Raw genomic sequence first — 23,083 nt, forward strand, 5'->3', positions numbered from 1 at the left:
ATGCTGAAGTATTCAATTCGATTATTACTTCATTACTTGAAGTACGGGAAAATACCCGTGTTAACCTGATTCATCCCGCACTTATGCAACGCCGTTCTCTAAAGAGTCATTTAAAAGACTGAAACATTTGCGCTCGCAGCAACCCTTCTTAAACACCGTGAAAATCACGCCAAACACAAACGTTAATTGGAACAAAACCCCTGCGATTGGGCTAATTGAAAGCTGTGAAGGCGCAATTTTATCAGTAGATTTAGATGATGATACCGATGACGAGACAGTTTTTGGCAATAATTCAATTGGGGAATAGGGCATTGGGCACAAGAAGCAAAGGTGCAAAGGGACAGCAGAGGGGAAAAATTTACTGCAACTTCTCCCAATCCCTAATCCCTAGTCCCCAATCCCTAACCCTCCTGCGGATTGCGGTAGCCAAAAAAGTTAATACTGTACTCAGTAATCTGCACTCCTGTTTCTTCTTCAATTTTGCGGATCAAATCTTCTGGTAGTTCCACATGAACATCAAGAATTTGATTTGTATCCACACAGTTGATATGACTGTGAGAGTCACTAATGTTGCCGTACAAACGCCCATCACAGCGTTCAATACACTCAATGATGCCTTGACTGGATAATGCTTCTAGATTTTGATAAACAGAGGTATGACCGATTTCTTTACCTTCGTGGTTCAAGCGATCATAAATCTCTCTTGCAGCAAGATGTTCATTTGCTTGCCAAAGTAATTCCAGAATAAAGCGGCGCTGACGACTGACGCGCATACCCAGGATTTGACAGCGCTCAAGTGCATCTTCTAAGGAACGAATTGGTTTTGTAGTAATTGTTTGTTTTTGCATATTACAGCTTGTTAAATGTTGGGGGAATTTTCCTATCTAAACGTTTATTGGTTATTTAATATATGCAATGATATTGCACACCACTGTTTCACCCACACTTATATTTTGGCTTTTGATACTGTGAAAGTGACAGGATGACGATAATGATTTTTTTGCTTGTTGACGGCTACTTTGTCAGACCTTAATCTAAAACAAACTCATTACAACTTTAACTTAAAATTGCTGTAAATGTCCACCTTGGGGCAGGCATTACCTTACCCAAGTAGGTTGATTTTAATGGCGTATCATATTAATCGTGTAGTAATTATTTATAAGATGCGAGTAATTATAGCAATGATAAAAGTAACATTGAATTTTAGTAATCGGTGAAGTGAGTCGCGTAGGCGAGCATTTACCGCAGGCATCGCCAGTGGCTCATATCAAGGCTATTAATGGATGTATATTTGTTATAACCAGCGAAAATTAACTAAAAGTATCAAATAAATTTGAGCAAGGTCAGACTTGTGTTTAAACCTTGTACGGGTTGACGAAATTATCAGCAAAAAAGCATCAGTAAATACTAATTGATTTATGAAGAAGACTTTGTGCTAGCAAAAGTTAATCTAGCGTCAATCCCTGAAAGCTGCTACTGTATATTCTCGATCCTACAGTTGAGCATCAAGAAAGTGGCTGCTGAATCAATGACAATCGCGATCGCACTCAATAATGACTTCATTAACAATCTGGATCTGTCCCCTGCATCAACGGTGATTGAAAAACTGCTGCAAGATGGGGTTGTATCCCACGAACAGCAGCTACGCTTTGATGTCAATTACGATCTCGAACCTGGCGATCCACGGGAACTTTCAGAAATTCCAGAGGTGCGGCTGTGGTTTGTGCGTCTAGATGCCAAATATCCCTGGTTGCCATTTTTACTAGATTGGAAAACTGGAGAATTTGCCCGTTATGCTGCAATGCTTGTACCACATCAGTTTAGTCCCCAAGAAGGTATTCAGTATAATCCCGAAGCATTAGAGATATTTTTGATGCACAAAATCTTTATTTTAGGTGATTGGCTTAAACAGCAAGATATCCCCAGCCTCTCGCGGCTGAAGTCTATGGCGCAAATTCTAGGTTATGAATTAGATGATGCTTTTTTTGAAATATTTTAAATAGCTAATAGGTGATAGAATTTTGAGAAAATTTTCTTCGTCTTAGTGGACTGTGTGAGGTTATTCTTCTTAGATTGCAATATCGTTCAGTTAAGCCCTAAATCCTCTCTAGAGAAGTGTTAGCACATCGACACGAAGTATAATTTCGCGCCTCTATAGCAATCCTAAATGAGTCGTGAAAATCTCTGATTGCTCTCTCTGCGCCTCTGCGGTTAATTTATTTTTACAAATGATTTAGGACTTGCTATATTTGCCGAAATCAATACCAAAAACTTAACTGAATCGTATTGATATATACTATATTTTGCGATATTTCAAACATCCTCTAGGGATGAAATTTTTATCTATCTAAAAAGATATTTTTTAAATTAACTATAGCAAATATGCTGATATAGAAACCTATTTCTTATATACGAAAGAAAACAGGTTACATTTTATACTTTTTTCAGAGCGCTTTCAGTAGTTCGCAAGATCCTGAAAGAGCAATTTTGTAATCAAACAAGTTTGAGAAAATGAGGGTTTTGAAATGAAAAATTTAGTACCTGAGCGTGCAACATCTGAAGAAGAACGTTTCCAAGATGACTATTATTCTTACTTTGAATCCCCGGAGAATGTCACCCGATACACACCTACAGGTGGTTTTTTAAGTAACGCTTTTCCTGAAAAATCATTCTCTTTATTAGATTTAGGATGCGGTAATGGGGCTTTAAGCAAATATCTTCCAGCTCGATGTGACTATCTAGGAGTCGATCACAGTGAATTAGCTATTGAACAATGTTTAAAACTCTACCCAAATAGAAAGTTTGTTACCAAAGATTTATCGCTTTTCTTGTCTGAACTTGTTGAAGAGAATCAAAAATTTGATGCAGTTGTACTAGCGGGTTTGTTATTTCACAGCATTAACAAAGATACCCAAGAAAAAAAAGATGATCAAGAAATTATTCAATTTTGCCTGAATAAAATACTAAACGAGAAAGGATATCTTGTTCTCATTGTACCTTTTTGCTACGGCGATCATCCATCTCATACTTTGTTTGTTCGAGCAGAGTGGCTACAAAAGTCAATAGAGAAAATGCTAGAAATTGCTAATGCAAAAATTGTTCACGAGAATATATCTTTACAAATTGGTTTGGAAAAGAGGGTTCGACAGCAGAAAGCGACTCCTGACTGGTTTGTTTCCGATAGTAATGCTGATTATCCCAGTATATTTGTGGGAACATATATGGCAAGCTGGACATTTATTGCTTGCCTCTAATTAATACCATTTTGGATTTGAGATGGAGAATTTGACCTCGATCTGTGGAGATGCAAAATTGTACTTAATCTTGCTGGGCTAACGCATATCTAAGGATTTTGGGTTTAAATGAACGGTACTGGGCTAAGTAGGAGAGGTTCGTTGAACTCACGTTAAGTTAAGAGATTCCCAATTAAAAAATCCAACTTTTTAGGGTGTATTAGTGATGGGGTAATATCATTTCACGAAATATCTGATACAGATAAATAGGTAGGGGCGTACATCTGTATGCCCCTACAGCCAATTAATATGTTGCAAATATTTTTGCAAATGTTATAACGCACTAGAATAGCTCGATTTGTCTAAATAAAAACTGAAAGCCGTTCCCTACTTGTGACAACGGCTGAGTGATAAATTATAGAGCTTTTAATTTGTATGCAATATACATTCACCTCTCTCCTGTAAAGAGAGAGGTTTTGAGACTTACTCTCTGTTCTAGGTATCTAAGTTTGGGAAAACTACTGGTTTAGCCACCCCAAATTTTCTCTAAAACTGTGTTTGGTGAAATATCCGCTGTTTTTCCCGTGAGGGATTCAATAGCCAAGAATTTGTCGTTTTTTGGCAACAACTTAGCTGGATTGCTGGGGCCAAATACGGTAATGGTATAGGTTTGAACTGCAACACTCAGTTGTAGTGCCGCGCTATCAGTAGATAACATCAAATTTGCTCCAGCAATTATGGCAGTTAACTTACCAATATCATCTGGGGCAGTCACCTTGATTTCTGGAGAAGACTCCAGAAGCGATCGCACAAACAGCTCATCATCAAGTCCTTTAATAACCACCACAGGCAGATCGGGCTGCTTTTGTTGGAAGGCTTGAATAATTTGCTGCCAATTCTCGACAGGGTAGATTTTATCTAGTTCTTTAGCCTGTAATAACTGACCAGAACCGCCATGAATCAAGATATAGCCTGTTTCATGAACCCCTAAACGTTTTTGTTCCTTTTGTGCCCACTCAATATCTGGTTTTGGCACATTTGCTGCTAACTCTGGGACAGGGCTATTTATTTCCAACGGTTGCAGCAAGTCGTGATATACTGCTGCCACATATTGGGATGGTTTGAACGGCACAGTATGGGTAAGAAAACCCGATCCTTTGCCTTGGTAGCCAATACGTATAGGAATTCCCGTCAACCAGAGTAAAAGACCTACCAACCAATTTTGCCCAACAGCAATGGCAACGTCGTATTCGCGATCGCGAATTGTTCCTACTAAATTACCCCAATCTGCCAGACTGTTACGGTCATTAAAATCAAAGTACAGCACCTCGTGAACTGACTTGCTCACTCGGTAGGCAGCCTTTGACCGGGGTTCAACAACGACATCTATTTGAGCGTCAGGGTAATGGCGCTTCAGGTCATCTAGAGTCGGAAAGAAGAGAATTTGGTCGCCAATTCCGCCAGGTACAAGGGCTACTACTCGCATAATATTTATTGACGCTTACTCGCTCCCTATTTTAGGGGAAAATATATAGCTTAAAGATTGAGGAATTCTGTGTATTTACTAATTCCAGCTGCGGGAATCGGAAAAAGAATGGGTAGTAACCGCAATAAACTCCTGCTACTCGTGCGATCGCAACCAATTATTGCTTGGACTTTATTAGCCGCAGAAGCCGCCAGTACAATCAGTTGGATCGGGATTATTTCTCAGTCTAGCGATTGGCCAGAGTTAAAAGCTATTATTGCCGATCTGAAGCTGACTAAACCAGTAGAATTGATTCAAGGCGGCTCCACCCGCCAGGAATCTGTTTACAATGGCTTGCAATCTCTGCCAATAGCCGCAGAACAAGTGTTGATTCACGATGGTGCTAGATGCCTAGCCACACCAGATTTATTTAACTCTTGTGCCGAGGCCATTCGCCACTGTCCCGGTTTAATTGCTGGTGTACCCGTCAAAGACACTATCAAAGTTGTTGACGAGCAAGGCATAATTCAAGATACACCCGACAGACGACAACTATGGGCGGCACAAACTCCTCAAGGATTTGATGTCAAGTTGTTGAAACAGTGCCATGCTGAAGGAGTTCGTCAAGGTTGGGAAGTAACAGACGATGCTGCTTTATTTGAAAAGTGCGGCATCGAAGTCCGAATTGTTGAGGGAGAGGAGACAAATTTAAAACTGACCACTCCACAAGATTTAGCGATCGCAGAATTTATTCTTACAAATAGAGGCTTTTGAGGGAGCGTAGAAGGGAATAGGGTAAAGATTATTCCCTCTCACCTGTCACCTCTTTCCTAATCCCAATGCCTAATTTGAAAGTTTTAAAAAATACTTTGACAATTTACGATATAATGCCACACACTTGTTGATTGTTAGTTGTCATGTACTAATGACCAATGACTAATAACCCTTTGGGTGACGCTCCTACGTCGCTACCGCTTCGCTAACGCCAGTTGCTCATGGGGGAAACCCCCATCGCCTTTGGCGTCTCCCCTTGGGAGAAGACCGCACTGGCTCACCAATGACTAACGACTAATGACTAAATGATTACAGCCACAGCGACGAAGATAGAAGCAATTCTCTATTTAAAGGGTAAACCCTTGTCGCTCGGCGAAATCGCCGAGTATGCCGCGTGCGATCGCGCCACTGTCAAAGAAGGCATAATTGAACTTATGGACAACTATGCCCACCGAGATAGCGCCCTAGAGGTAATAGAAACTCCAGATGGTTACAGTTTGCAACTACGGTCTGACTTTCATGATTTAGTGCAAACGATGATACCAGTAGAATTGGGTGTAGGTGCATTGCGAACTTTGGCAGCGATCGCCCTCAATAGTCCCATACTCCAAAGCGACTTAATTAACCTGCGCGGTTCGGGAGTATATCAACACGTTCCAGAACTTGTTGAACTTGGTTTCATCCGCAAGCGCCGAGACAGCGATTCTCGCTCCTACTCACTCCAAGTAACACCGAAATTTCATCAGTATTTCCAAATTGAACAACTTCCGCAAATACTCTCTACCACTCAAAAGGAAGAACAACTAGAACTAGAACTAGAACTAAATGGAGTGGAGCATAGGGCATGGGACATAGGGCATGGGGAAAATGAGGGAAATGAGAAGACAAGGAAGCAACAAAGCAGGAGAGTAGAGGAACAGGGAGGACAAGGGAACAAGGTAACAAGGTGACTAAAGTTAGAACTTGCAACAAGTCTTTCCCTTGCCCTTGTCCCCAATTCTCCTTGTCCCCAGGTATCTTCCCAATGCCTAATTCCCAATTCCCCCTCCTCTTGACTTATACCTGTGGTGAATGCGCTACCCTTGTACTATGGTTTAGAGTAGAGTTAGCAATTAAGCTAAATAAAACTGCCAATGGTGTTTAATCCTGACTTTTTGAATGACAACTCCGAGGAACACCCTAATCAACTTCTTTCCGACCACTCTGAGGAATACCCTAATCAGTTACTCAAATATCTACAGCATCAGTCTCCTGATGTTTTAGCTAGGATTGCTCAGTCCGCCAGCCCCGAAATTAAACAAATCATCTCGCAAAATGTCCAAGGGCTAGTGGGAATGCTCCCGGCAGAAAATTTCAACGTGCAAATCACAACAGATCGGGAGAATTTAGCTGGACTTCTAGCGTCTGCTATGATGACGGGTTATTTTCTGCGCCAGATGGAACAGAGAATGCAGTTAGAACATTTGTCTAATGGTCAATAATTAATAGTCAGTAATCAAACATTCTAGTTCGTAATTCGTAATTAAAAAAGGTATAGCAACCGATACTGAATCAAAAATTCAGCGGTCAACAAGACATTGATGGAAAGTTCAATCTTCCACATATAGCGCAGCTTTAGCAAATCTGCGTACTCCTACGGAAAGGCAAGCTACGTGCAGCATCTCGTAGAGAGCATCTTGTAAGTAAGAATTACGAATTACGAATTATTTTGATTACTTCTTTTCAGGATAAACTCCTGATTGGACTTTAAAGGTTTGAATTTTACCACTGCGGTTGACTTCGATCGTTAAAACCTCTCCAACTTTGCTAGACTCTACCAGCCTTTGAACTTGGGCTGAAGTTTTGACTGGTTTACCGTTAAATTTTTGAATCACGTCTCCAGGAAGCAGTCCTCCACGCTTGGCTGGGGAATCATCTGTAACTCCTTTAATCACAATTCCAGCATTCTGCTGAATGTTCAGTTGATTTTCTTGATTAATCTGCTGCTTTCTGATGGGAGAAAGGTCTGCCATTTCAATACCCAAGAAAGGATGTTCCACACGCCCTTTAGTAAAAAGTTCATCGGCAATGCGGGCGGCGGTTTCAATGGGGATGGCAAAACCGAGTCCTTGAGCATCAGCGCGGATGGCAGTGTTAATACCAATCACTTCGCCTTGGGCGTTCAATAAGGGGCCACCAGAATTACCAGGATTAATTGCGGCATCAGTTTGGATAAAGCTGACTCGCTTATCTGGGACACCAACTTGAGTGCTAGTGCGATCAGTAGCGCTGATAATGCCTATAGTAACAGTATTATCTAAACCCAGAGGATTGCCAATAGCGATCGCCCATTGTCCTGGGATCAGGTTTTGCGAATTACCCAGTTTTACCGTCGGCAAATCATTCGCTTTTATTTTTACCACCGCCACATCTGTTACAGAATCAACTCCTACTACCTTCCCCTCTAGACTCCGACCATCCTTGAGGGTAACTTGTACTATATCTGTATCTGCCACTACATGAGCGTTAGTGAGTAATTCTCCATCTTCGCTCAAAATAAATCCCGATCCTGTACCGCGTTCAATGCGTTCTTGAGGAATTGGTTGATCGTCTTCTCCAAAGAATCGCCGCAATATGGGATTTTTCAAAGCATCAGAGATAGGATTGGCTACTTTGCGAGTGGCATTAATTCGCACTACAGCCGGACCAACTTTTTGCACTGCCGTCGCAATAAAATTCACGTTATCGCCACCAGTAGCCCCAATAGCTCCGTTAGGAGAATTCGGAACTACGGATTCTGGAGGCGAAGCCATTGTGACATTTTTTAGCTGTTGGAACGAGCGATTTTGTGGTATGAGATAGTGACTCCCAAACAAACCTGCACCACCGCCAATTACCAGTAAAAATACATAAACCGCCAGTTGCTTTAAGGATAACTTCATAATTGTTTTGCTCATGAACAGCAATGCAGTTGCTAATTTCTAAGTGTAGTCAAGCTAACGGCAAGTGGACAGATCAATTTACGAGAAATTGGGGATTGGGCATGGGGCATTTGTCATTTGTCATTGGGTATTGGGCATTGGGTATGAGTTATTAATTTTTGTCCCTTACTTCTCCTACCTCCCCTGCTCCCCAATTCCCATTCTTCCCATCTAAAATCTAAAGTTAATGCGCTATTGACCTGTATACATGACTTTACCCTTTCGTCAACTGTTTCTCTGTAGCTTAGTTAGCACCTTGGGTCTAGTAAGCATACTGCCATACTCAAACAGTGCTAAGGCTGCTGTGGGTGGTTGCTCAACTCCAGCCCTATCTCGCTTCCAACGCCATAAAGTTGTTCGTGGCGAAACTTTGGAGAGCATAGCGCAGCGCTATAATCTCATTTCGACAACTATCATCGGTATGAATCCAGCTTTGCAGAATGGTGCAGCTGCCGCCGTTGGTAGTGTGCTTCAAATTCCTCCTTACAATGGGATTGTAGTCGAAGTGCCTCGCGGTCAAACTTGGCGACAAGTGGCGGCACAATACAAAGTTCGTGCTGATAGCCTGTTTGAGGTGAATGGCTGCCAACAAAACCCCAGAATCGTGTTTGTTCCGGGGGTAAATTGGTCGCCCAATGGTGTTGTAACTAAGTCCCCTTTGCCTAGTGATGCAGGTACACCAAACCGTGGATCCTTGTCTGGATATCCCTTAGCACAAGTGGCAACTGTGGGATTAGCTTATGGCTGGCAAATTAATCCTGCAACAGGTGAAGTTTTCTTCCACAGTGGTGTTGACTTATTATCATCAGTTGGCACTAATGTGCTGGCGATCGCACCTGGAACTGTAGCTTTTGCTAACGATCAAGGTTCTTATGGCAAATTAGTCATTATTAACCACAGTGGCGGGCTTCAAAGCCGCTACGCCCAGCTTGACAGTATCAAGGTTACTGTCGGTCAACAAGTGAAAAAAGGAGACTTACTAGGAACAGTAGGTACTAGTGGAAAACCAACATCCACTCAACCGCATCTCCATTTTGAAGTGCGTTCTAGCTCATCCCTGGGTTGGGTAGCAGAAGATCCAAAGGGTTATTTAAAAAAATGAGGAAATGGGGAATAGCGAATAAGGGACAAGGCAGACTACTAAACACCAATGCCCCATACCCTATGCCCAATTCCCAATTTCGCTAGATTTGACGATGTGCATTCCTGCCTCTGCAAATCTTGTAAATGCTGCATCTGCCTGTTCTGTATAGTCCACAACACCGGGGACAACAACAGGGGAAGTGCAATCTTCTAGTAGATAGATTTTTTTCGTCAGAGTAGCATCTACCTGTTTAATTTCTGTTAATAAATCGTCAATTGTCCAAGCGACGCAGTGACTTTTAGCTTGACCACCAATAATTACTGCATCATATTCTAAAAGTTGTTTAATCAGCAGCGTGTTCTTTTGAGCAAGTGGACGTTGTTCAAAATCTTCCAACACTTCTGGACGTAGGATGGAATAGTTTTCTGTTAAAGGATTTTCACCTTTGATTTCAAATTGCGTTTGACTCTGACGCGCAATGCCGTGAAAAAATATCGCTTCTTCTATCGATGAAACTAGAGCATGACCGATACCACCCAACATAGAATGATAAGGCCAAACAGTAAGGGGATACTTACCATCTTGACTGAGTTTTTTAAGGTAATGGTAAGCGTGTTTTTCTAATAATTCATAATCCCCATTAGTAACACTGTTAGCAACTGCTGGATTGACTTTCCAGATACCTTGTTGAATATCTGCTGGTGTGATGCTAGTTGCTGCTGGAGTGGGATGTTCTCCCGCAGCGTTCACCCAAAAGATTGGATGGAAAATTTGCGTTGCGGTGTGAGTATCTAGAGTTGGTACAATTTTCGTAATTATTCCCAAGTTTCGATAGATAAACTCAGATAATCTGACGTTATCATCCACCGCTGCATTCCTGGATTTTCCACCTACAAATAATTCAAATCCGGGAATGCAGAAGGTATTTTGGACATCAATTAATAGTAGGCAAATACGAGTTTTATCTAAAGATGCTGGTTTTATATCGTGTTGTTTTGCCCAAATTTCAGCTTCAGCGGCACGTTCTTGATAAGGTACGCGCCAGACTTTTCCCACTCCTTCAGGGTTAAAGTGTGGGGGAATTAGTAGTTGGGGTGTTATTTGGGTGTTCATAATTACAGTCGCTTTTATTCTGTAATAACATCTACAATTTCAATGCCCAAATTTTCTCAAGTCTAAACTCAATAGTATATTTGTATTATAAGAACATAAATTTAGCGATCGCTCTTATCCCTCTTCTATCACTTTGGGGAAAGAAAAATAAATGTAGCTTGGGTTGAACAAAGTAAAACCCAACTTTTCTAAGGTCTTTGGGTGTTAGGTTTCGTTCCTCAACTCAACCTACGTCTAAATTGATAAAAGTCGTGAGAAATAAGGGTTTTAGATTTTTCTCTATTAATAGTGATTAAAGAGGGATTACAGATATTGCAGTTAGGTCATATAATTATAAACCACTGGTAGTATTTATAACTCATTAATAAGGCATTGCTTCCTTAAGCTTTCCTGTAGAACCTGCGCGATCGCTACTCAAGCTAATCATTATAAAAGAATTTTTCAGCAATATATCTTTATAAATGAGCAAAACCTTTGAATTGCTCTTTATTTCTTTGCCTGTCTCATTCTCCATTTTTTTCTATAGAATCACCAAAAGAGCCACCACCTGTGGCAATCTGGGAAACAGAGATTTATCAAATCTGATATTTTAACGACAACAAATTTACCTAATTAGGTTATGCAAACTCTGCCCATAATAGATACTTCAAACACTACAGCTAGTCAACCTACCTTTGATACAACTATCAAGCGACGTAAAACCCGCCCTGTAAAGGTAGGAAATGTCACCATTGGCGGTGGCTACCCCGTTGTAGTACAGTCAATGATTAACGAAGACACTCTTGATATTGATGGTTCCGTAGCTGCTATTCGTCGTCTGCACCAAATAGGCTGCGAAATTGTCCGCGTCACAGTGCCGAGTATGGCTCATGCTAAAGCTTTAGGGGAAATTAAACAGAAATTAATAAAAACATACCAAGACGTGCCCATTGTGGCTGATGTCCATCACAACGGGCTAAAAATTGCTGTGGAAGTCGCCAAGCACATAGAGAAAGTACGAATTAATCCAGGCTTGTATGTGTTTGAAAAACCAAACATTAATCGCACTGAATACACTAAAAGCGAATTTGACGAAATTGGCGATAAAATCCGCGAAACCTTAGAACCTCTAGTAGTTTCTTTGCGTGATCAAGGGAAATCGATGCGAATTGGGGTAAATCACGGTTCTCTCGCAGAAAGGATGCTATTTACCTACGGTGACACCCCCGAAGGAATGGTGGAATCTGCCATAGAATTTATCCGCATTTGTGAATCTTTGGATTTCCGCAACCTGGTAATTTCCATGAAAGCCTCACGAGTTCCGGTGATGGTAGCCGCCTATCGCCTCATCGCCAAGCGCATGGATGAACTGGGTATGGATTATCCGCTACATTTAGGCGTTACAGAAGCTGGTGATGGCGAATATGGGCGAATTAAATCCACGGCTGGGATTGCTACGTTACTTGCTGATGGCATTGGCGATACAATTCGCGTCTCACTTACAGAAGCACCAGAAAAAGAAATCCCTGTCTGCTATAGCATTCTCCAAGCTTTGGGATTGCGAAAAACGATGGTGGAATACGTCGCTTGTCCTTCCTGTGGACGCACTTTGTTTAATCTAGAGGAAGTGCTGCACAAAGTCCGGGAAGCTACTAAACATTTAACTGGGCTAGACATTGCAGTTATGGGTTGTATTGTCAACGGCCCCGGAGAAATGGCAGATGCTGACTATGGCTATGTTGGCAAAACACCTGGTTATATTTCTTTGTATCGTGGTCGAGAAGAAATAAAAAAAGTCCCAGAAGATAAAGGTGTAGAGGAATTAATTAACCTCATTAAGGCAGATGAACGTTGGGTAGAACCTTAAACGGAGCAGAGGGGCAGAGGGGCAGAGGAAGCAGTGGGGAGATGAAGAAGACAAAGAGAATAACCAATGCCCAATGCCCAATGCCCAATGCCCAAAAACTTTATAGCTCTTAATCACTAAGGTTGTCTGATTGTCAAGTATTTTGTTTAAATTAAGAATACATAGTTGGTCTGTAAGTGGTAGCCTGTGTTAGATTGAGCATACTGACTATAAATTTTCCCTCTGACGCAGCTGTCATTATGGTGATTACAAAAAGTAGGCTTGTTTTGGGTGCTACGGCAGTTACACTCTCCACGATCGCTGTTACTAGCCTTGGCATTCACTCACGAGGTCAGGCTTTATTTAAAGCAAGTCCCAAAGAATTAGTAGATGAAGTTTGGCAAATTGTTCAGCGCCAATATGTAGACGGTACTTTTAATCAAGTAGATTGGCAGGCTGTTCGTAAGGAATACTTAAGCAAGTCCTACAATAATCCGCAGGATGCCTATAAGTCCATTCGGGAAATGCTGAAAAAGCTAGATGACCCTTATACGCGATTTATGGATCCATCGGAATTCAAGAATATGCAGGTGGATACCTCTGGAGAATTGACAGGGATTGGGATCACCATTAGTCAAGATGAAAAAACCAAGCAATTGGTTGTAATTGCGCCAATCGAGGATACACCAGCCTTTAAAGCTGGTGTTTTGGCAAAAGATATCATCCTCAAAATCAACGGCAAAGATACCAAGGGGATGGATACCAATCAGGCAGTATCCTTAATTAGGGGTGAAGCAGGATCGAAAGTCAGCTTGACTATTCAGCGCGACAAGCAGATAAAACAATTTGATATTACACGGGCGCGAATTGAAATCCATCCAGTTAAGTTTTCTGAAAAGAAAACCCCAGCAGGCAATCTTGGTTACATTCGCTTGAACCAGTTTAGTGCCAATGCTGGTAAAGAAATGCAAACCGCGATCAAAAATTTAGAAAGCAAAAAGGTAGCTGGATATATTCTCGATCTGCGTGGTAATCCAGGCGGCTTACTTTTCTCCAGCGTAGATATTGCCCGGATGTGGATAGATAAAGGTAAGATTGTCTCCACTGTTGAACGTCAAGGAGAGGCAGAAAAAGAAGAAGCAAACGGACGAGCCTTGACCAATAAACCATTGGTAGTGTTGGTAGATAAAGGTTCAGCTAGTGCCAGTGAAATCCTTTCAGGGGCTTTGCAGGATAATAAGCGTGCTACTTTGGTCGGTACTCAAACCTTTGGTAAGGGACTAGTACAATCGGTGCGTCCCCTGGAAGATGGTTCAGGACTGGCGGTGACAATTGCTCATTACTATACCCCCAATGGTACAGATATCAATCACAAAGGCATTTCACCAGATGTGAAGGTGGATTTGAGCAAGAAACAAATGGAGGATTTGTGGCTCCATGAACGTGACAAACTAGCTACTTTAGCAGACCCTCAATTTGCTAAAGCGGTGGAAGAAATAGGTAAAAAAATTGCTGTTAAAGGAACACCTACAGCAGAAAAATGAAGAATTAGGAATGAAAGTTAGGAGTGAATCGTAAGGAGTTAGGAATAAAGAGCGTCACTGTCAACTCCTAACTCCTAGCTTAAACTGGTTGACACTTCCCAGCCCTAATAAGTCCGATACGTCGAGCGATCGCTTCTTCTTGCGAACTAAAAGGGCCCCACTGTTCTATAATTTCTAAATTATCGTCGCCAACTTGGTCGCTAGGGATAATTTCACAGTTTTCACTAGAACGCTTGACAATATACCAAGTTTGTGGGTCGCTCATATTTAAATAAAAATTTTGTTTTTATAGTAAGAATTTTACGGTATACAGAAAATATCTTCGCACTTACTGCTAAAACCTACATTCTGTAGGTGCGATAGTAAAACTATGAATAAGGTAAACTATGCAGCAATGAGCGACCAAGAGCTAAAGAGTTACTTTATCACTCACAAGGATGATAAGGAAGCCTTTTATGCCTACATGGATAGACGAAAATATCGTCATCGTGATGCTCCAATAAAATTAAACGATCCGGCTTGGGAAGAAAAGATAATAGCTATGATTCAGAAACAATTAGGTTCTGATTGTTGAAGAAGTCAGAATTCAGGAGTCAGAATCAAGACGCTTGATTAATTTTTCTTTTAGAGCTTAACCTACTTGAGAGCTAGTTAAAGGTGGGTGATACCCACCTTCTGCTTACCAAATCCAATATCTCTCTTACTGCAAATATTCTCGTGTTAACTTGTTATTACCAAAAATTTCCATGTCGTATTCAATATTATCTAGAAGAATTGAGAAGTTTGTTCTGTCATAGTCTCCTTCACAGAAAGTTTCGATGCACAGATCATTGTCTTCATCAATATATACCTTCATAAATAAGAACTCCGAATTCAATTGGTTCATATATTCCAAGAGGTCTATTCTCTTAACATTTGGCTCAAGAGAATAAATAATTCTAACTAATACTCCTCTACCTGAAATAAATTTAACAAATAAATTTTGCTTTCTAGGATGACGGCATACAAGTAAATCATCCCCTTCTTCAATATGATATCCATTAAACTCCAAATGATTACGATATCTTGCTAAGGAATGGGCTACAGAATCACTTATACTGATTTCTGACATGGTTTTAAGCCTCACAAATTTTTTAGAATAATAGGTGAACTAAACTTATTATTCCCACCCAATCTATAATTTGATCAGCACTAACACCAAAACTCATATTTTCCTTGTGTCTTTGTATCTTAGGGATTAAGAAAAGCATTTTTTAACCCCTAAGTCCCAATAATTAATACTTCCGCTCTTTTGGCTCAAACATAGTAATCGCCACCGGTCGATACTGAATCTCAATTCCGGCTGGTGAGTAGTAAACCATTGTGTGTTTGAGAAAGTTTGTATCATCTCGCTGGGAATAATCTTCGCGGAAATGAGCGCCACGACTTTCTTGACGATTTAGGGCTGATGCTAAAATGGTCTGCCCTACTACCATCAAACTTCGCAATTCTAAGGCTTCTACGAGTTCCGTATTCCAGCAACTACCTTTGTCATCTAAATAAATTTGAGAATATTGCTGTTGTATTTCTTCTAGTTTCTGCAAACCTTCAGTCATTAGTGCCTCAGTGCGGAAAACACCGCAGTACTCAGTCATACAATCCTGAAAAGCTTCACGGACTTGGTGAATACGGTACTGTCCTGGTTGTTCTAGCAAAGCTTGAATTTGTTGCTGGGCTTCTGTTACATACCGTTGCTCATCTACAGAGGGTAACTTACGTTTTTGCACAAATTTGGCGATCGCAGCTCCAGTTCTCTTGCCATAAACGACACATTCCAGCAGAGAATTACTGCCCAAACGATTCGCCCCATGTACGGAAACACAAGATGTTTCACCAGCAGCAAAGAAAGCATCAACAAAACCATCGCCACTACTACGAACTTGACCATCAGTGTCCACTGGGATACCACCCATACAATAGTGAATTGTCGGGCGGACTGGCATCGGTTGAGTTACTGCGTCAACACCTACTAAACGATGGGCTTCTTCCCAACAGAAGGGAACGCGACTCATAATTTTTTCTTTGCCTAAATGGCGTAGATCCAGATAGACAAAGGGGCCTCCAGCACTTCCATTGAGATGAACACCACGTCCAGCGCGAATTTCGTAAGCGATCGCTCGTGAGGTAATATCACGAGGAGCTAGTTCCATGCGACTGGGTGCATAATTCGCCATAAAGCGATCGCCTTCACTATTAATCAAATACGCCCCTTCTCCCCGTACCGCTTCTGAAATTAGTACACCTACCGGATATAAACCAGTGGGATGAAACTGGACAAATTCCATATCTTCCAGGGGTAAACCTGCGATCGCAGTCATTGCCAAACCATCGCCTGAAGAAGCGTAATCATTAGAGGTAGTATTATAAACGCGACCATAACCCCCGGTGGCAAACATTACCGCCTTAGCCCGTACCACCTCAATATGTCCATCCAAAAGATGGAACATTACCACACCCTTCGCCTCATTTTCTTCTAAAATAAGACGCATTACGTACCACTCTTCGTAAACTTGCACCCCATAACGCCGCAAATTGTTAACCAATTCGTGCAAAATCGCATGACCTGTTTTGTCAGCAGCGTAACAAGTGCGGTTATGAGAATGTCCGCCAAAAGCCCTTTGGGCAATGCGCCCATCCGGTAAGCGAGAGAACAAAACGCCGAGATGTTCCAAGTCAATCACCACATCTGGCGCTTCTTGGGCGAGAATCGCCACAGCATCTTGGTCTGCCAAGTAGTCAGAACCCTTGACAGTATCAAAAGCATGTGCTTGCCAACTATCTTCGGAATCAACATTTTTCAGCGACGCAGCCATACCACCTTGAGCCGCAACTGAGTGAGAACGAATTGGGTGGGTTTTTGCAACCACAGCAATATTTAAACTAGGGTCAGTGCGGGCAATTTCTACAGCAGCACGACATCCCGCTAATCCACCCCCAACAATAATCACATCGTGTTTTAGCATAATTAGCCCTCTGATTGCAAACCACTGCTGTTCTATTGTAGAGACGTGATTAATCAGCTAGTTCATTGTAACAATCGCATTTTTACAAAAAAATCCCTGCTTATGGACAGGGACGTTATAAAAATTTTGAAATTAGGAGTGAAAAGTTAAAAACAAAGAGTTATGGCACAGATAAAGTGACTTATAACTCATAACTCATAACTTATGACTCCTAACTCTTTAGCTAGTTGCTTGTACAGGTTGTTGCTGAGACACATTACCTGGTATAGGTTCCATTTTGGTTCCCGGCCCTACGGGACTGACTTCAATATGATTTAACAAGGTAGTGACAAACGCAAACAACAAGAAAGGTAGCGATAGCAGAACGACAAGACCCGCTGTTGCTAAAGCGTACACGGGCCGCTTGGCACCCATCAGCGCTAAAGCTGATGCCAAACTTAGGGTAATTGTAATCAACCAAACAATTATTTGACCGTAGATATCACCGAAAGTCAGGGTACAGACAAACCGATACTTTTGAATATTATTTTCGCTCATCACATTTGCCTCAAGTCTCTCCTAATAGGTTCTACGTTAGAACTATGTTTGACTTGTAGGCAATTTCTAAATATTTTTGCAAGCTTTGTAATATCACTTCACAATTTAACTGCTTTTGGCAGCAAAGCAGTTATACTAAAAAACTTCTTCTTTTCATACGAGAGGTCGCAATTGCGTTGGCGCAGCCCGCCGTAGGCATCGCCTCCTTAAAAAATACTATCTTAGTTTTAGGCAAAGAGGCTATTTGTCATCTGTCAAATTCAGTATATTCAAAATAAATATATAGCAATTCTATTTAATTTCTGAAAATTGCAACCCACAAATTCACAACTGAGTAAAAGTTGTCGGGCGTCTTGTTTCTCATGAATGATTCAAGATTGCTATAGTATTTAGTTTTTTGCTAGTAAATATTAACTAGAGAAATCAAGTAAAGTGCTTGATGTCAAACCGATTTTTTGATGTTAAATTTTGAGTATTGCCCGAACTTGTTGACTAAATCAACAAAAACCTTTATTTTTCGTGGCAACATTGTTTTAGGAGTGAATGTGAATACTATTTTTCTTCGTAAAGGTGTTTTTTGGTTGCCAAGTTTAGCTGCTCTTGCATTCCTAAGTAGCGGTTTATCTGCTGCAAGTGCCCAGACAGTACACAAGGTGAGTAGTCAGCCATTAACTGAACCTTCTGCAACCGTAACGTCTCCCAACGAGTTTAATCCAGAAATAGACACTGAAAGCCAAAATCTCTCTACAGAAATAACTAAAACTTTTACTGTCACAAATTTAACTAAGGTAGAGCAGTTGCCCAACACTGCGATACAAGAAAACGCTAGTGTCACACCGACACCTGTTCCAGGCACAGTGGCGACTTCATCTGCGACACTTACCTCTGAATTTGTACAACCGACTTCTAAAGCTACTGCTCAACCATCTGCTACCAAAGTGGCGCAATCGGATATTGATTTAGGTAGAACTACGAATGGTGGTAGTAGCTATCTTGGGATCGCTGCTAACATTGGTTTGAGCGGTGGTGATACGTCTCTGGGCGACGGTAACTTTGCAGTAGTTAGCAAAATCGGACTGACAAATTCTATATCAGTACGACCCTCAGCCATATTTGGGGATAACACCACAATTTTACTTCCGATCACCTATGATTTTACTTTCAAACCAGCAGATGCTTTTAGCGAACCATTAGCGATCGCACCTTACGTCGGAGTAGGTGCAGCTTACAAAACTGGTGATGATTCGCAATTTGCCTTTTTGGCATCTGCTGGCATTGATGTGCCTTTAACTTCTCAATTTACAGCAACGGCTGCTATAAATGCCGGATTTTTCGATGAAACTGATGTGGGCTTATTGTTAGGAGTTGGTTACAACTTCAGTGGGCTTTAAGAATTAGGAGTTAGGAGTTATTAAGATTAAATTCATAACTTATAACTCCTTAGTTTTTATTTAGGGGTAACTTTGTCAATCACCTTGATTGTGCCATCATCTCCTACTGTCCAAACATCGTATACACCAACGACATCGCCATTAGCATCGACATCTACGTTGCCGCTAGCTCCTTGGTAGTTAATCTTTTTACCATCTTTAAGTAACTTCAGTCCCTCGCAGACATCAGTAACTTCTATGCCAGGTCCATCAGCAACTTCCCGGATTTTGCTAGCTATGCCAACGCCTGTATTTTGTTTAGCAGCTTGTGCTGCCAATGTCAATAAAGCAGTCGCATCCCAAGCTTGAGGAGCGTATTCCCCTGGCGCACCACCCTTTTTATCCTTCCACAGTTTGTTGAAAGCTTCTAATGCTTTACCATCGGAACCTGGTACTGTACCGATCGCTCCAGTTAAAATAAATTTATCACCATCTTTGCCAACTTGTTCTGGGAAAGTAGGTGATTTGACGCCATCTGTCAGCAGAATCTGTACTCCCTTCGTCACACCTTGCTGATAGGCAGCTTTTAAGAACAGACTGCCAGTTTCGGCGTAGAGTACAGCTAGGACTGCATCTGGCTTACCAGCAAAAGCAGCAGCCGCCTCTGTATCAAATGTCTGGGCTTTCGGGTCGTAACGCACAGGCTTATCTTTATTAACTATCGTTCCACCTGATTTTTCAAAAGTTTGCACAAATGCTTTTTCAAAGCCTACACCATAGTCGTTATTAATTACGACTGTAGAAACTCGCTTAAAACCTTTTTTTCTGGCAAGTTGGGCTAAAGCTAGCGCTTGATATGTATCAGGGGGGGCTGTACGTGCCCAAAAGCCTTTATAGTCGCCTTTTTGAGCTTTTTCGGTAAATACGGGACTGGTACTACCAGGGGAAACTAGCATGACTTTATTTGGCGTAGCAATGGAGACTGCTGCACTAGAAACGCTACTGGCAAAGGAACCAACTACACCTGCAACTTTATCTAAAGTTGCTAGTTTAGTCATACCGGCAGCTCCAGCTCTTGGGTCGGTTTGGTCGTCTACTTGCACCAAGGTAACAGGTTCGCCATTCACCCCACCGCAAGCGTTGACCGTATCGATCAGTAAAGGAACAGAACCTAGCATCTGCTGTCCTACAGAAGCCAAGTCGCCTGTTGTCGGTAGCAGGGAACCAATTTTTAGTCCTTTAGCACTGCTTGTTGTAGTTGAGTTTGCTGCTGGAGTAGCAGTACTTCCGTTATTCGCTGTACTGTTGGGAGTACTGTTATCACCACAAGCCCCAACTAGAAATCCAGTTGCTAAGGTAGCTATACTCAAGGCTAAGGCGGTACTAATTTTTTTCATAAATTACTCTTACTCCTCAAAATATTTAGGAGCTTAAAAACAAAATCCAAACTATATTTGTAACTTAGCTGGATCTTATCAAGACTCCAAAGGATAAATCATATCATCCATTTTTGAGAGTAGAAGTACTTACTCTGATCATTAATATTTATTTTTTTACACAGAATATACTCCGTGTATCAAAGACTGAAAAACGGAGAGGGAGGGATTCGAACCCTCGGTACGGAGTTGCCTGCCGTACAACAGATTAGCAATCTGCCGCTTTCGACCACTCAGCCACCTCTCCTGACTCACGAATAATAAGGATAGCAGGTTTGTTGGCAAGAGTCAATAGTCATTTGTTATTTGTCATTGGTCATTGCTTATTGGTTATTTATAAAATACTGAGGACCAAGGACTAGGAAGTAATGACTAATTTTTTAAAGGACTTGCGATCGCATCCAAGCTATGGGCAAGGTGCGTAACTTTTTCCACTGGGGAACAAAAGCCCTCTGACTGAATACATCGTAAGCGTTGCGTTCAATCGCCTCCAAAATTTGACCGTACAGCATTGATGCTGCCCAAACCGGCCAACGGGCATCGGCTGCTAAATAAGTAATTCCCCGGTCAGATGTAGTGTAAAATTGGCGGGCGCGGTCAATTTGAAACCGCATCAATGCCTGCCAGCGCTCATCTACCACACCATTAAAGAAGTCTTGCTCAGTATAGTTGAATTTTGCCAAGTCCTCAAGAGGAATGTAGATCCGCCCCCGTTTGGCATCTTCTCCCACATCCCGCAGGATGTTGGTGAGTTGATTGGCAATTCCCAGAGCGATCGCTTCTTCTGTGGGAATATAAGGTTGGATGTTTTGCTGCCACGGTGCTGCATATATGGTGTTATCCACACCCATAACTGATGTTGACATTAAGCCAACAGTGCCAGCAACACGGTAACAGTAAAGGTATAACTCCTCAAAGGTTTCATAACGACTGCGATATAAGTCCATGCGCTGACCGGCAATCATATCCCGAAATGGCTGAATGTCCATCGGAAAGCGCTGGAGAGTATCAACTAAAGCTACATCGTAATTTTCTAATGGGCGTCCCGCAAAAATCGATTCCAGCTGCTGTTCCCATAGGTCTAGGGTTTCTGGCGTGGTAATAGCAGATGCGGGGCCATCCACCAATTCATCTGTACGGCGACACCAAGCGTAAATTGACCAAATAGATTGACGTTTTACCGGACTCATCAGCAAAGTACCCAGATAAAAAGTCTTGGCATACTTTGCTGTGAGATGCCGACAAAGTTTGTATGACTCGTCTACAGAGACCAGCGTTTTCATGCGCGGCGGGGAATCAGGCAGTTGCAGCATTCGTTGCGGGCGGTCGGGTGAGCGTTTGCAGGTTTGAGGAATTTACTACCGGGAGGGCCTCAGAAATCGCCTGCGCTGTCAGCTTACCAGAAAGTACGGCACCTTCCATACTGGCTAAGTAGCGTTGCATGGTGTAATCCCCGCTAAGATAGAAGTTACTAATGGGGGTTGTTTGCGAGGGACGATACTGTTGACGACCAGGGGTCGCTTTGTAAACTGAACGGGGCGTTTTCACCACATGAGATTTCAGCAATGTTGCTGGATTGTCTCCCCCAAAGTGGTCGGGGAAGAGTTTTTCTAACTCGGCAATAGTTGCAGCCACAATCTCCTCATCGGATTTGGCAATCCAATCTTTTGCCGGGGCTAGAACTAATTCCAACATCGAGCGTTCGGGGTTGGCGTATTCACGGCAGGTATTGCTCATATCAGCATAAACGCTTAGGAGGGGCGATCGCGAGAATAGCAAGTGATCAATTTGCGTAAGTTTACGATCAAACCACAAATGCACGTTAATCACAGGCACGCCTTCCAACCCTTGTAGCTTTTGGAAAAACTCCATTTCTTTCCAAGGTGCTGGCAAAATCACCTTCAAAGGGTCAACTGATATGGCAGATACATATAAATCCGCCGTGAAGACTTCATCTTCCTCTCCATTCAACCCCCGAATCAAGTATCCTTTGACGCTACCATCGGCGTTTAGCAAAATCTCTTTTAAAGGGGCATTTAAGCGGACTTCTCCACCGCGTTCGGTGATGTAATCCACTAGGGGCTGACACAATCGTTCTGTTGGCGAACCATCCAGAAAGGCCATTTTCGAGCCTTTTTTTTCTTGAAGGAAACGATTGAGGGCAGTTAAAAGAATGGTTGCCGAAATTTCATCTGGACCAATGAAGTTCAGCGACTTGGCCATGGCAATAAAAACTTCTTTATTGACCCGTTCTGGAATGTTGTGTTTACGCAGCCAATCTGTCCAGGAGTATTTGTCCATTTCTTCAACGTACTTTTGCCCCTGAATCATGGCCGGCAATAATCCGATGCCAAAGCGGATTTTTTCTGGCCATGTCAGCATGTCGTTGTTTCGCAGAATTGCCACTATACCATTAATCGGTGCTGGCAAATCTGGGAAATCAAAGCGACTGTAAGTACCTGGTGCATCCGGCTGGTTAAAGATCATTGTGTGTTCTTTCCACTGCAATCGATCTTCAATATCCAGCTCTTTGAATAACTGCAACATATTAGGATATGCGCCAAAAAAGATGTGCAGACCTGTTTCGTACCAGTCTCCATCAGCATCTTTCCACGCAGCCACTTTACCGCCTAGAACGTCTTGACGTTCCAAGACAATGGGTGTGTGACCTGCGTCTGTAAGATATTTCGCGCAGGAAAGTCCTGCTAGTCCCGCTCCCGCGATCGCTACTCGCATGTAA

23 protein-coding genes and 1 tRNA gene are annotated in these 23,083 nt (G+C 42.0%); 11 read left to right on the plus strand and 13 right to left on the minus strand.

Features of this window, described 5'->3' with window-relative positions; all coding sequences use genetic code 11:
- Nucleotides 1–157: 157 nt before the first annotated feature.
- Nucleotides 158–307 (plus strand): hypothetical protein, encoded by a 150-nt coding sequence (locus tag V7K89_RS17460; protein WP_335189260.1) that lies wholly within the window; start codon nucleotides 158–160, stop codon nucleotides 305–307.
- A 94-nt stretch (nucleotides 308–401) separates the two neighbouring features.
- Here V7K89_RS17460 and V7K89_RS17465 read toward each other — a convergent pair whose 3' ends face one another.
- Complete coding sequence (locus tag V7K89_RS17465) at nucleotides 402–848, minus strand: Fur family transcriptional regulator (protein ID WP_335189262.1); 447 nt, start codon at nucleotides 846–848, stop codon at nucleotides 402–404.
- Between the two features lie 680 nt (nucleotides 849–1,528).
- Between V7K89_RS17465 and V7K89_RS17470 the strand changes: the two genes are divergently transcribed.
- Together V7K89_RS17470 and V7K89_RS17475 are read left to right on the plus strand one after the other, a co-directional pair.
- A complete protein-coding gene (locus tag V7K89_RS17470) occupies nucleotides 1,529–1,999 on the plus strand; it encodes a CRR6 family NdhI maturation factor (RefSeq protein ID WP_335189380.1) in 471 nt (156 codons plus the stop codon).
- A gap of 526 nt (nucleotides 2,000–2,525) precedes the next feature.
- Nucleotides 2,526–3,254 carry a class I SAM-dependent methyltransferase gene (locus V7K89_RS17475; RefSeq protein ID WP_335189264.1) on the plus strand — a complete coding sequence of 243 codons (729 nt, stop codon included), beginning with the start codon at nucleotides 2,526–2,528 and terminating at the stop codon, nucleotides 3,252–3,254.
- A 505-nt stretch (nucleotides 3,255–3,759) separates the two neighbouring features.
- On the opposite strand, the gene V7K89_RS17480 is transcribed toward V7K89_RS17475, so the two are convergent.
- Entirely contained in the window at nucleotides 3,760–4,719 is a 960-nt protein-coding gene (locus V7K89_RS17480; protein ID WP_335189266.1) for a glycosyltransferase family 9 protein, read from the minus strand.
- A 69-nt stretch (nucleotides 4,720–4,788) separates the two neighbouring features.
- Between V7K89_RS17480 and ispD the strand changes: the two genes are divergently transcribed.
- From ispD to V7K89_RS17495, 3 genes are all read left to right on the plus strand, one after another.
- Nucleotides 4,789–5,472, plus strand: coding sequence for a 2-C-methyl-D-erythritol 4-phosphate cytidylyltransferase (gene ispD / locus V7K89_RS17485; RefSeq protein WP_335189268.1), 684 nt, complete (start codon nucleotides 4,789–4,791; stop codon nucleotides 5,470–5,472).
- Nucleotides 5,473–5,777: 305 nt separating this feature from the next.
- On the plus strand, nucleotides 5,778–6,422 hold the full coding sequence (gene scpB, locus V7K89_RS17490; RefSeq protein WP_335189270.1) for an SMC-Scp complex subunit ScpB: 645 nt from the start codon (nucleotides 5,778–5,780) through the stop codon (nucleotides 6,420–6,422).
- A 183-nt stretch (nucleotides 6,423–6,605) separates the two neighbouring features.
- A complete protein-coding gene (locus tag V7K89_RS17495) occupies nucleotides 6,606–6,953 on the plus strand; it encodes a DUF760 domain-containing protein (RefSeq protein ID WP_104908394.1) in 348 nt (115 codons plus the stop codon).
- Between the two features lie 231 nt (nucleotides 6,954–7,184).
- Here V7K89_RS17495 and V7K89_RS17500 read toward each other — a convergent pair whose 3' ends face one another.
- The gene (locus V7K89_RS17500; RefSeq protein ID WP_335189382.1) at nucleotides 7,185–8,393 is read right to left on the minus strand and encodes an HhoA/HhoB/HtrA family serine endopeptidase; all 1,209 of its coding nucleotides are present in this window, start codon (nucleotides 8,391–8,393) and stop codon (nucleotides 7,185–7,187) included.
- Nucleotides 8,394–8,640: 247 nt separating this feature from the next.
- Between V7K89_RS17500 and V7K89_RS17505 the strand changes: the two genes are divergently transcribed.
- Nucleotides 8,641–9,534, plus strand: coding sequence for a LysM peptidoglycan-binding domain-containing M23 family metallopeptidase (locus V7K89_RS17505; RefSeq protein ID WP_335189272.1), 894 nt, complete (start codon nucleotides 8,641–8,643; stop codon nucleotides 9,532–9,534).
- 60 nt (nucleotides 9,535–9,594) lie between these two features.
- Here V7K89_RS17505 and V7K89_RS17510 read toward each other — a convergent pair whose 3' ends face one another.
- Nucleotides 9,595–10,629 carry an isochorismatase gene (locus V7K89_RS17510; protein ID WP_335189274.1) on the minus strand — a complete coding sequence of 345 codons (1,035 nt, stop codon included), beginning with the start codon at nucleotides 10,627–10,629 and terminating at the stop codon, nucleotides 9,595–9,597.
- A gap of 361 nt (nucleotides 10,630–10,990) precedes the next feature.
- Nucleotides 10,991–11,143, minus strand: a complete 153-nt coding sequence (locus tag V7K89_RS17515) for a hypothetical protein (RefSeq protein ID WP_335189276.1) — start codon at nucleotides 11,141–11,143, stop codon at nucleotides 10,991–10,993.
- A gap of 105 nt (nucleotides 11,144–11,248) precedes the next feature.
- Here V7K89_RS17515 and ispG point away from each other — a divergent pair, with 105 nt between their 5' ends.
- The gene (gene ispG / locus V7K89_RS17520; protein WP_335189278.1) at nucleotides 11,249–12,475 is read left to right on the plus strand and encodes a (E)-4-hydroxy-3-methylbut-2-enyl-diphosphate synthase; all 1,227 of its coding nucleotides are present in this window, start codon (nucleotides 11,249–11,251) and stop codon (nucleotides 12,473–12,475) included.
- Between the two features lie 239 nt (nucleotides 12,476–12,714).
- A complete protein-coding gene (gene ctpC, locus V7K89_RS17525) occupies nucleotides 12,715–13,998 on the plus strand; it encodes a carboxyl-terminal processing protease CtpC (protein ID WP_335189280.1) in 1,284 nt (427 codons plus the stop codon).
- Nucleotides 13,999–14,077: 79 nt separating this feature from the next.
- Here the strand turns inward: ctpC and V7K89_RS17530 are convergent, their stop codons facing one another.
- On the minus strand, nucleotides 14,078–14,263 hold the full coding sequence (locus V7K89_RS17530; protein WP_335189283.1) for a DDE transposase family protein: 186 nt from the start codon (nucleotides 14,261–14,263) through the stop codon (nucleotides 14,078–14,080).
- Between the two features lie 105 nt (nucleotides 14,264–14,368).
- Between V7K89_RS17530 and V7K89_RS17535 the strand changes: the two genes are divergently transcribed.
- Nucleotides 14,369–14,572, plus strand: coding sequence for a DUF6887 family protein (locus tag V7K89_RS17535; RefSeq protein ID WP_335189285.1), 204 nt, complete (start codon nucleotides 14,369–14,371; stop codon nucleotides 14,570–14,572).
- A 126-nt stretch (nucleotides 14,573–14,698) separates the two neighbouring features.
- Here V7K89_RS17535 and V7K89_RS17540 read toward each other — a convergent pair whose 3' ends face one another.
- From V7K89_RS17540 to V7K89_RS17550, 3 genes are all read right to left on the minus strand, one after another.
- Nucleotides 14,699–15,109, minus strand: a complete 411-nt coding sequence (locus V7K89_RS17540) for a YbjN domain-containing protein (RefSeq protein WP_335189287.1) — start codon at nucleotides 15,107–15,109, stop codon at nucleotides 14,699–14,701.
- A gap of 163 nt (nucleotides 15,110–15,272) precedes the next feature.
- Nucleotides 15,273–17,000 carry a succinate dehydrogenase/fumarate reductase flavoprotein subunit gene (locus tag V7K89_RS17545; protein ID WP_335189289.1) on the minus strand — a complete coding sequence of 576 codons (1,728 nt, stop codon included), beginning with the start codon at nucleotides 16,998–17,000 and terminating at the stop codon, nucleotides 15,273–15,275.
- Nucleotides 17,001–17,219: 219 nt separating this feature from the next.
- Nucleotides 17,220–17,537, minus strand: a complete 318-nt coding sequence (locus V7K89_RS17550) for a hypothetical protein (RefSeq protein WP_099102821.1) — start codon at nucleotides 17,535–17,537, stop codon at nucleotides 17,220–17,222.
- A gap of 545 nt (nucleotides 17,538–18,082) precedes the next feature.
- Between V7K89_RS17550 and V7K89_RS17555 the strand changes: the two genes are divergently transcribed.
- Complete coding sequence (locus V7K89_RS17555; protein ID WP_335189291.1) at nucleotides 18,083–18,928, plus strand: hypothetical protein; 846 nt, start codon at nucleotides 18,083–18,085, stop codon at nucleotides 18,926–18,928.
- Nucleotides 18,929–18,984: 56 nt separating this feature from the next.
- Here V7K89_RS17555 and V7K89_RS17560 read toward each other — a convergent pair whose 3' ends face one another.
- The 4 genes from V7K89_RS17560 to pds all read right to left on the minus strand — a co-directional run bounded on the left by V7K89_RS17560 (nucleotide 18,985) and on the right by pds (nucleotide 23,079).
- Nucleotides 18,985–20,304 carry an ABC transporter substrate-binding protein gene (locus V7K89_RS17560; RefSeq protein WP_335189293.1) on the minus strand — a complete coding sequence of 440 codons (1,320 nt, stop codon included), beginning with the start codon at nucleotides 20,302–20,304 and terminating at the stop codon, nucleotides 18,985–18,987.
- A gap of 194 nt (nucleotides 20,305–20,498) precedes the next feature.
- Nucleotides 20,499–20,590 (minus strand) — tRNA-Ser (locus V7K89_RS17565).
- A gap of 133 nt (nucleotides 20,591–20,723) precedes the next feature.
- Nucleotides 20,724–21,656, minus strand: a complete 933-nt coding sequence (gene crtB, locus V7K89_RS17570; RefSeq protein WP_335189296.1) for a 15-cis-phytoene synthase CrtB — start codon at nucleotides 21,654–21,656, stop codon at nucleotides 20,724–20,726.
- Entirely contained in the window at nucleotides 21,640–23,079 is a 1,440-nt protein-coding gene (pds, locus tag V7K89_RS17575) for a 15-cis-phytoene desaturase (RefSeq protein ID WP_335189298.1), read from the minus strand. Before pds ends, crtB begins: the two co-directional genes overlap by 17 nt.
- Between the last annotated feature and the right edge of the window lie 4 nt (nucleotides 23,080–23,083).

Source organism: Nostoc sp. (genome assembly GCF_036917515.1).
Taxonomy (GTDB): domain Bacteria; phylum Cyanobacteriota; class Cyanobacteriia; order Cyanobacteriales; family Nostocaceae; genus Nostoc.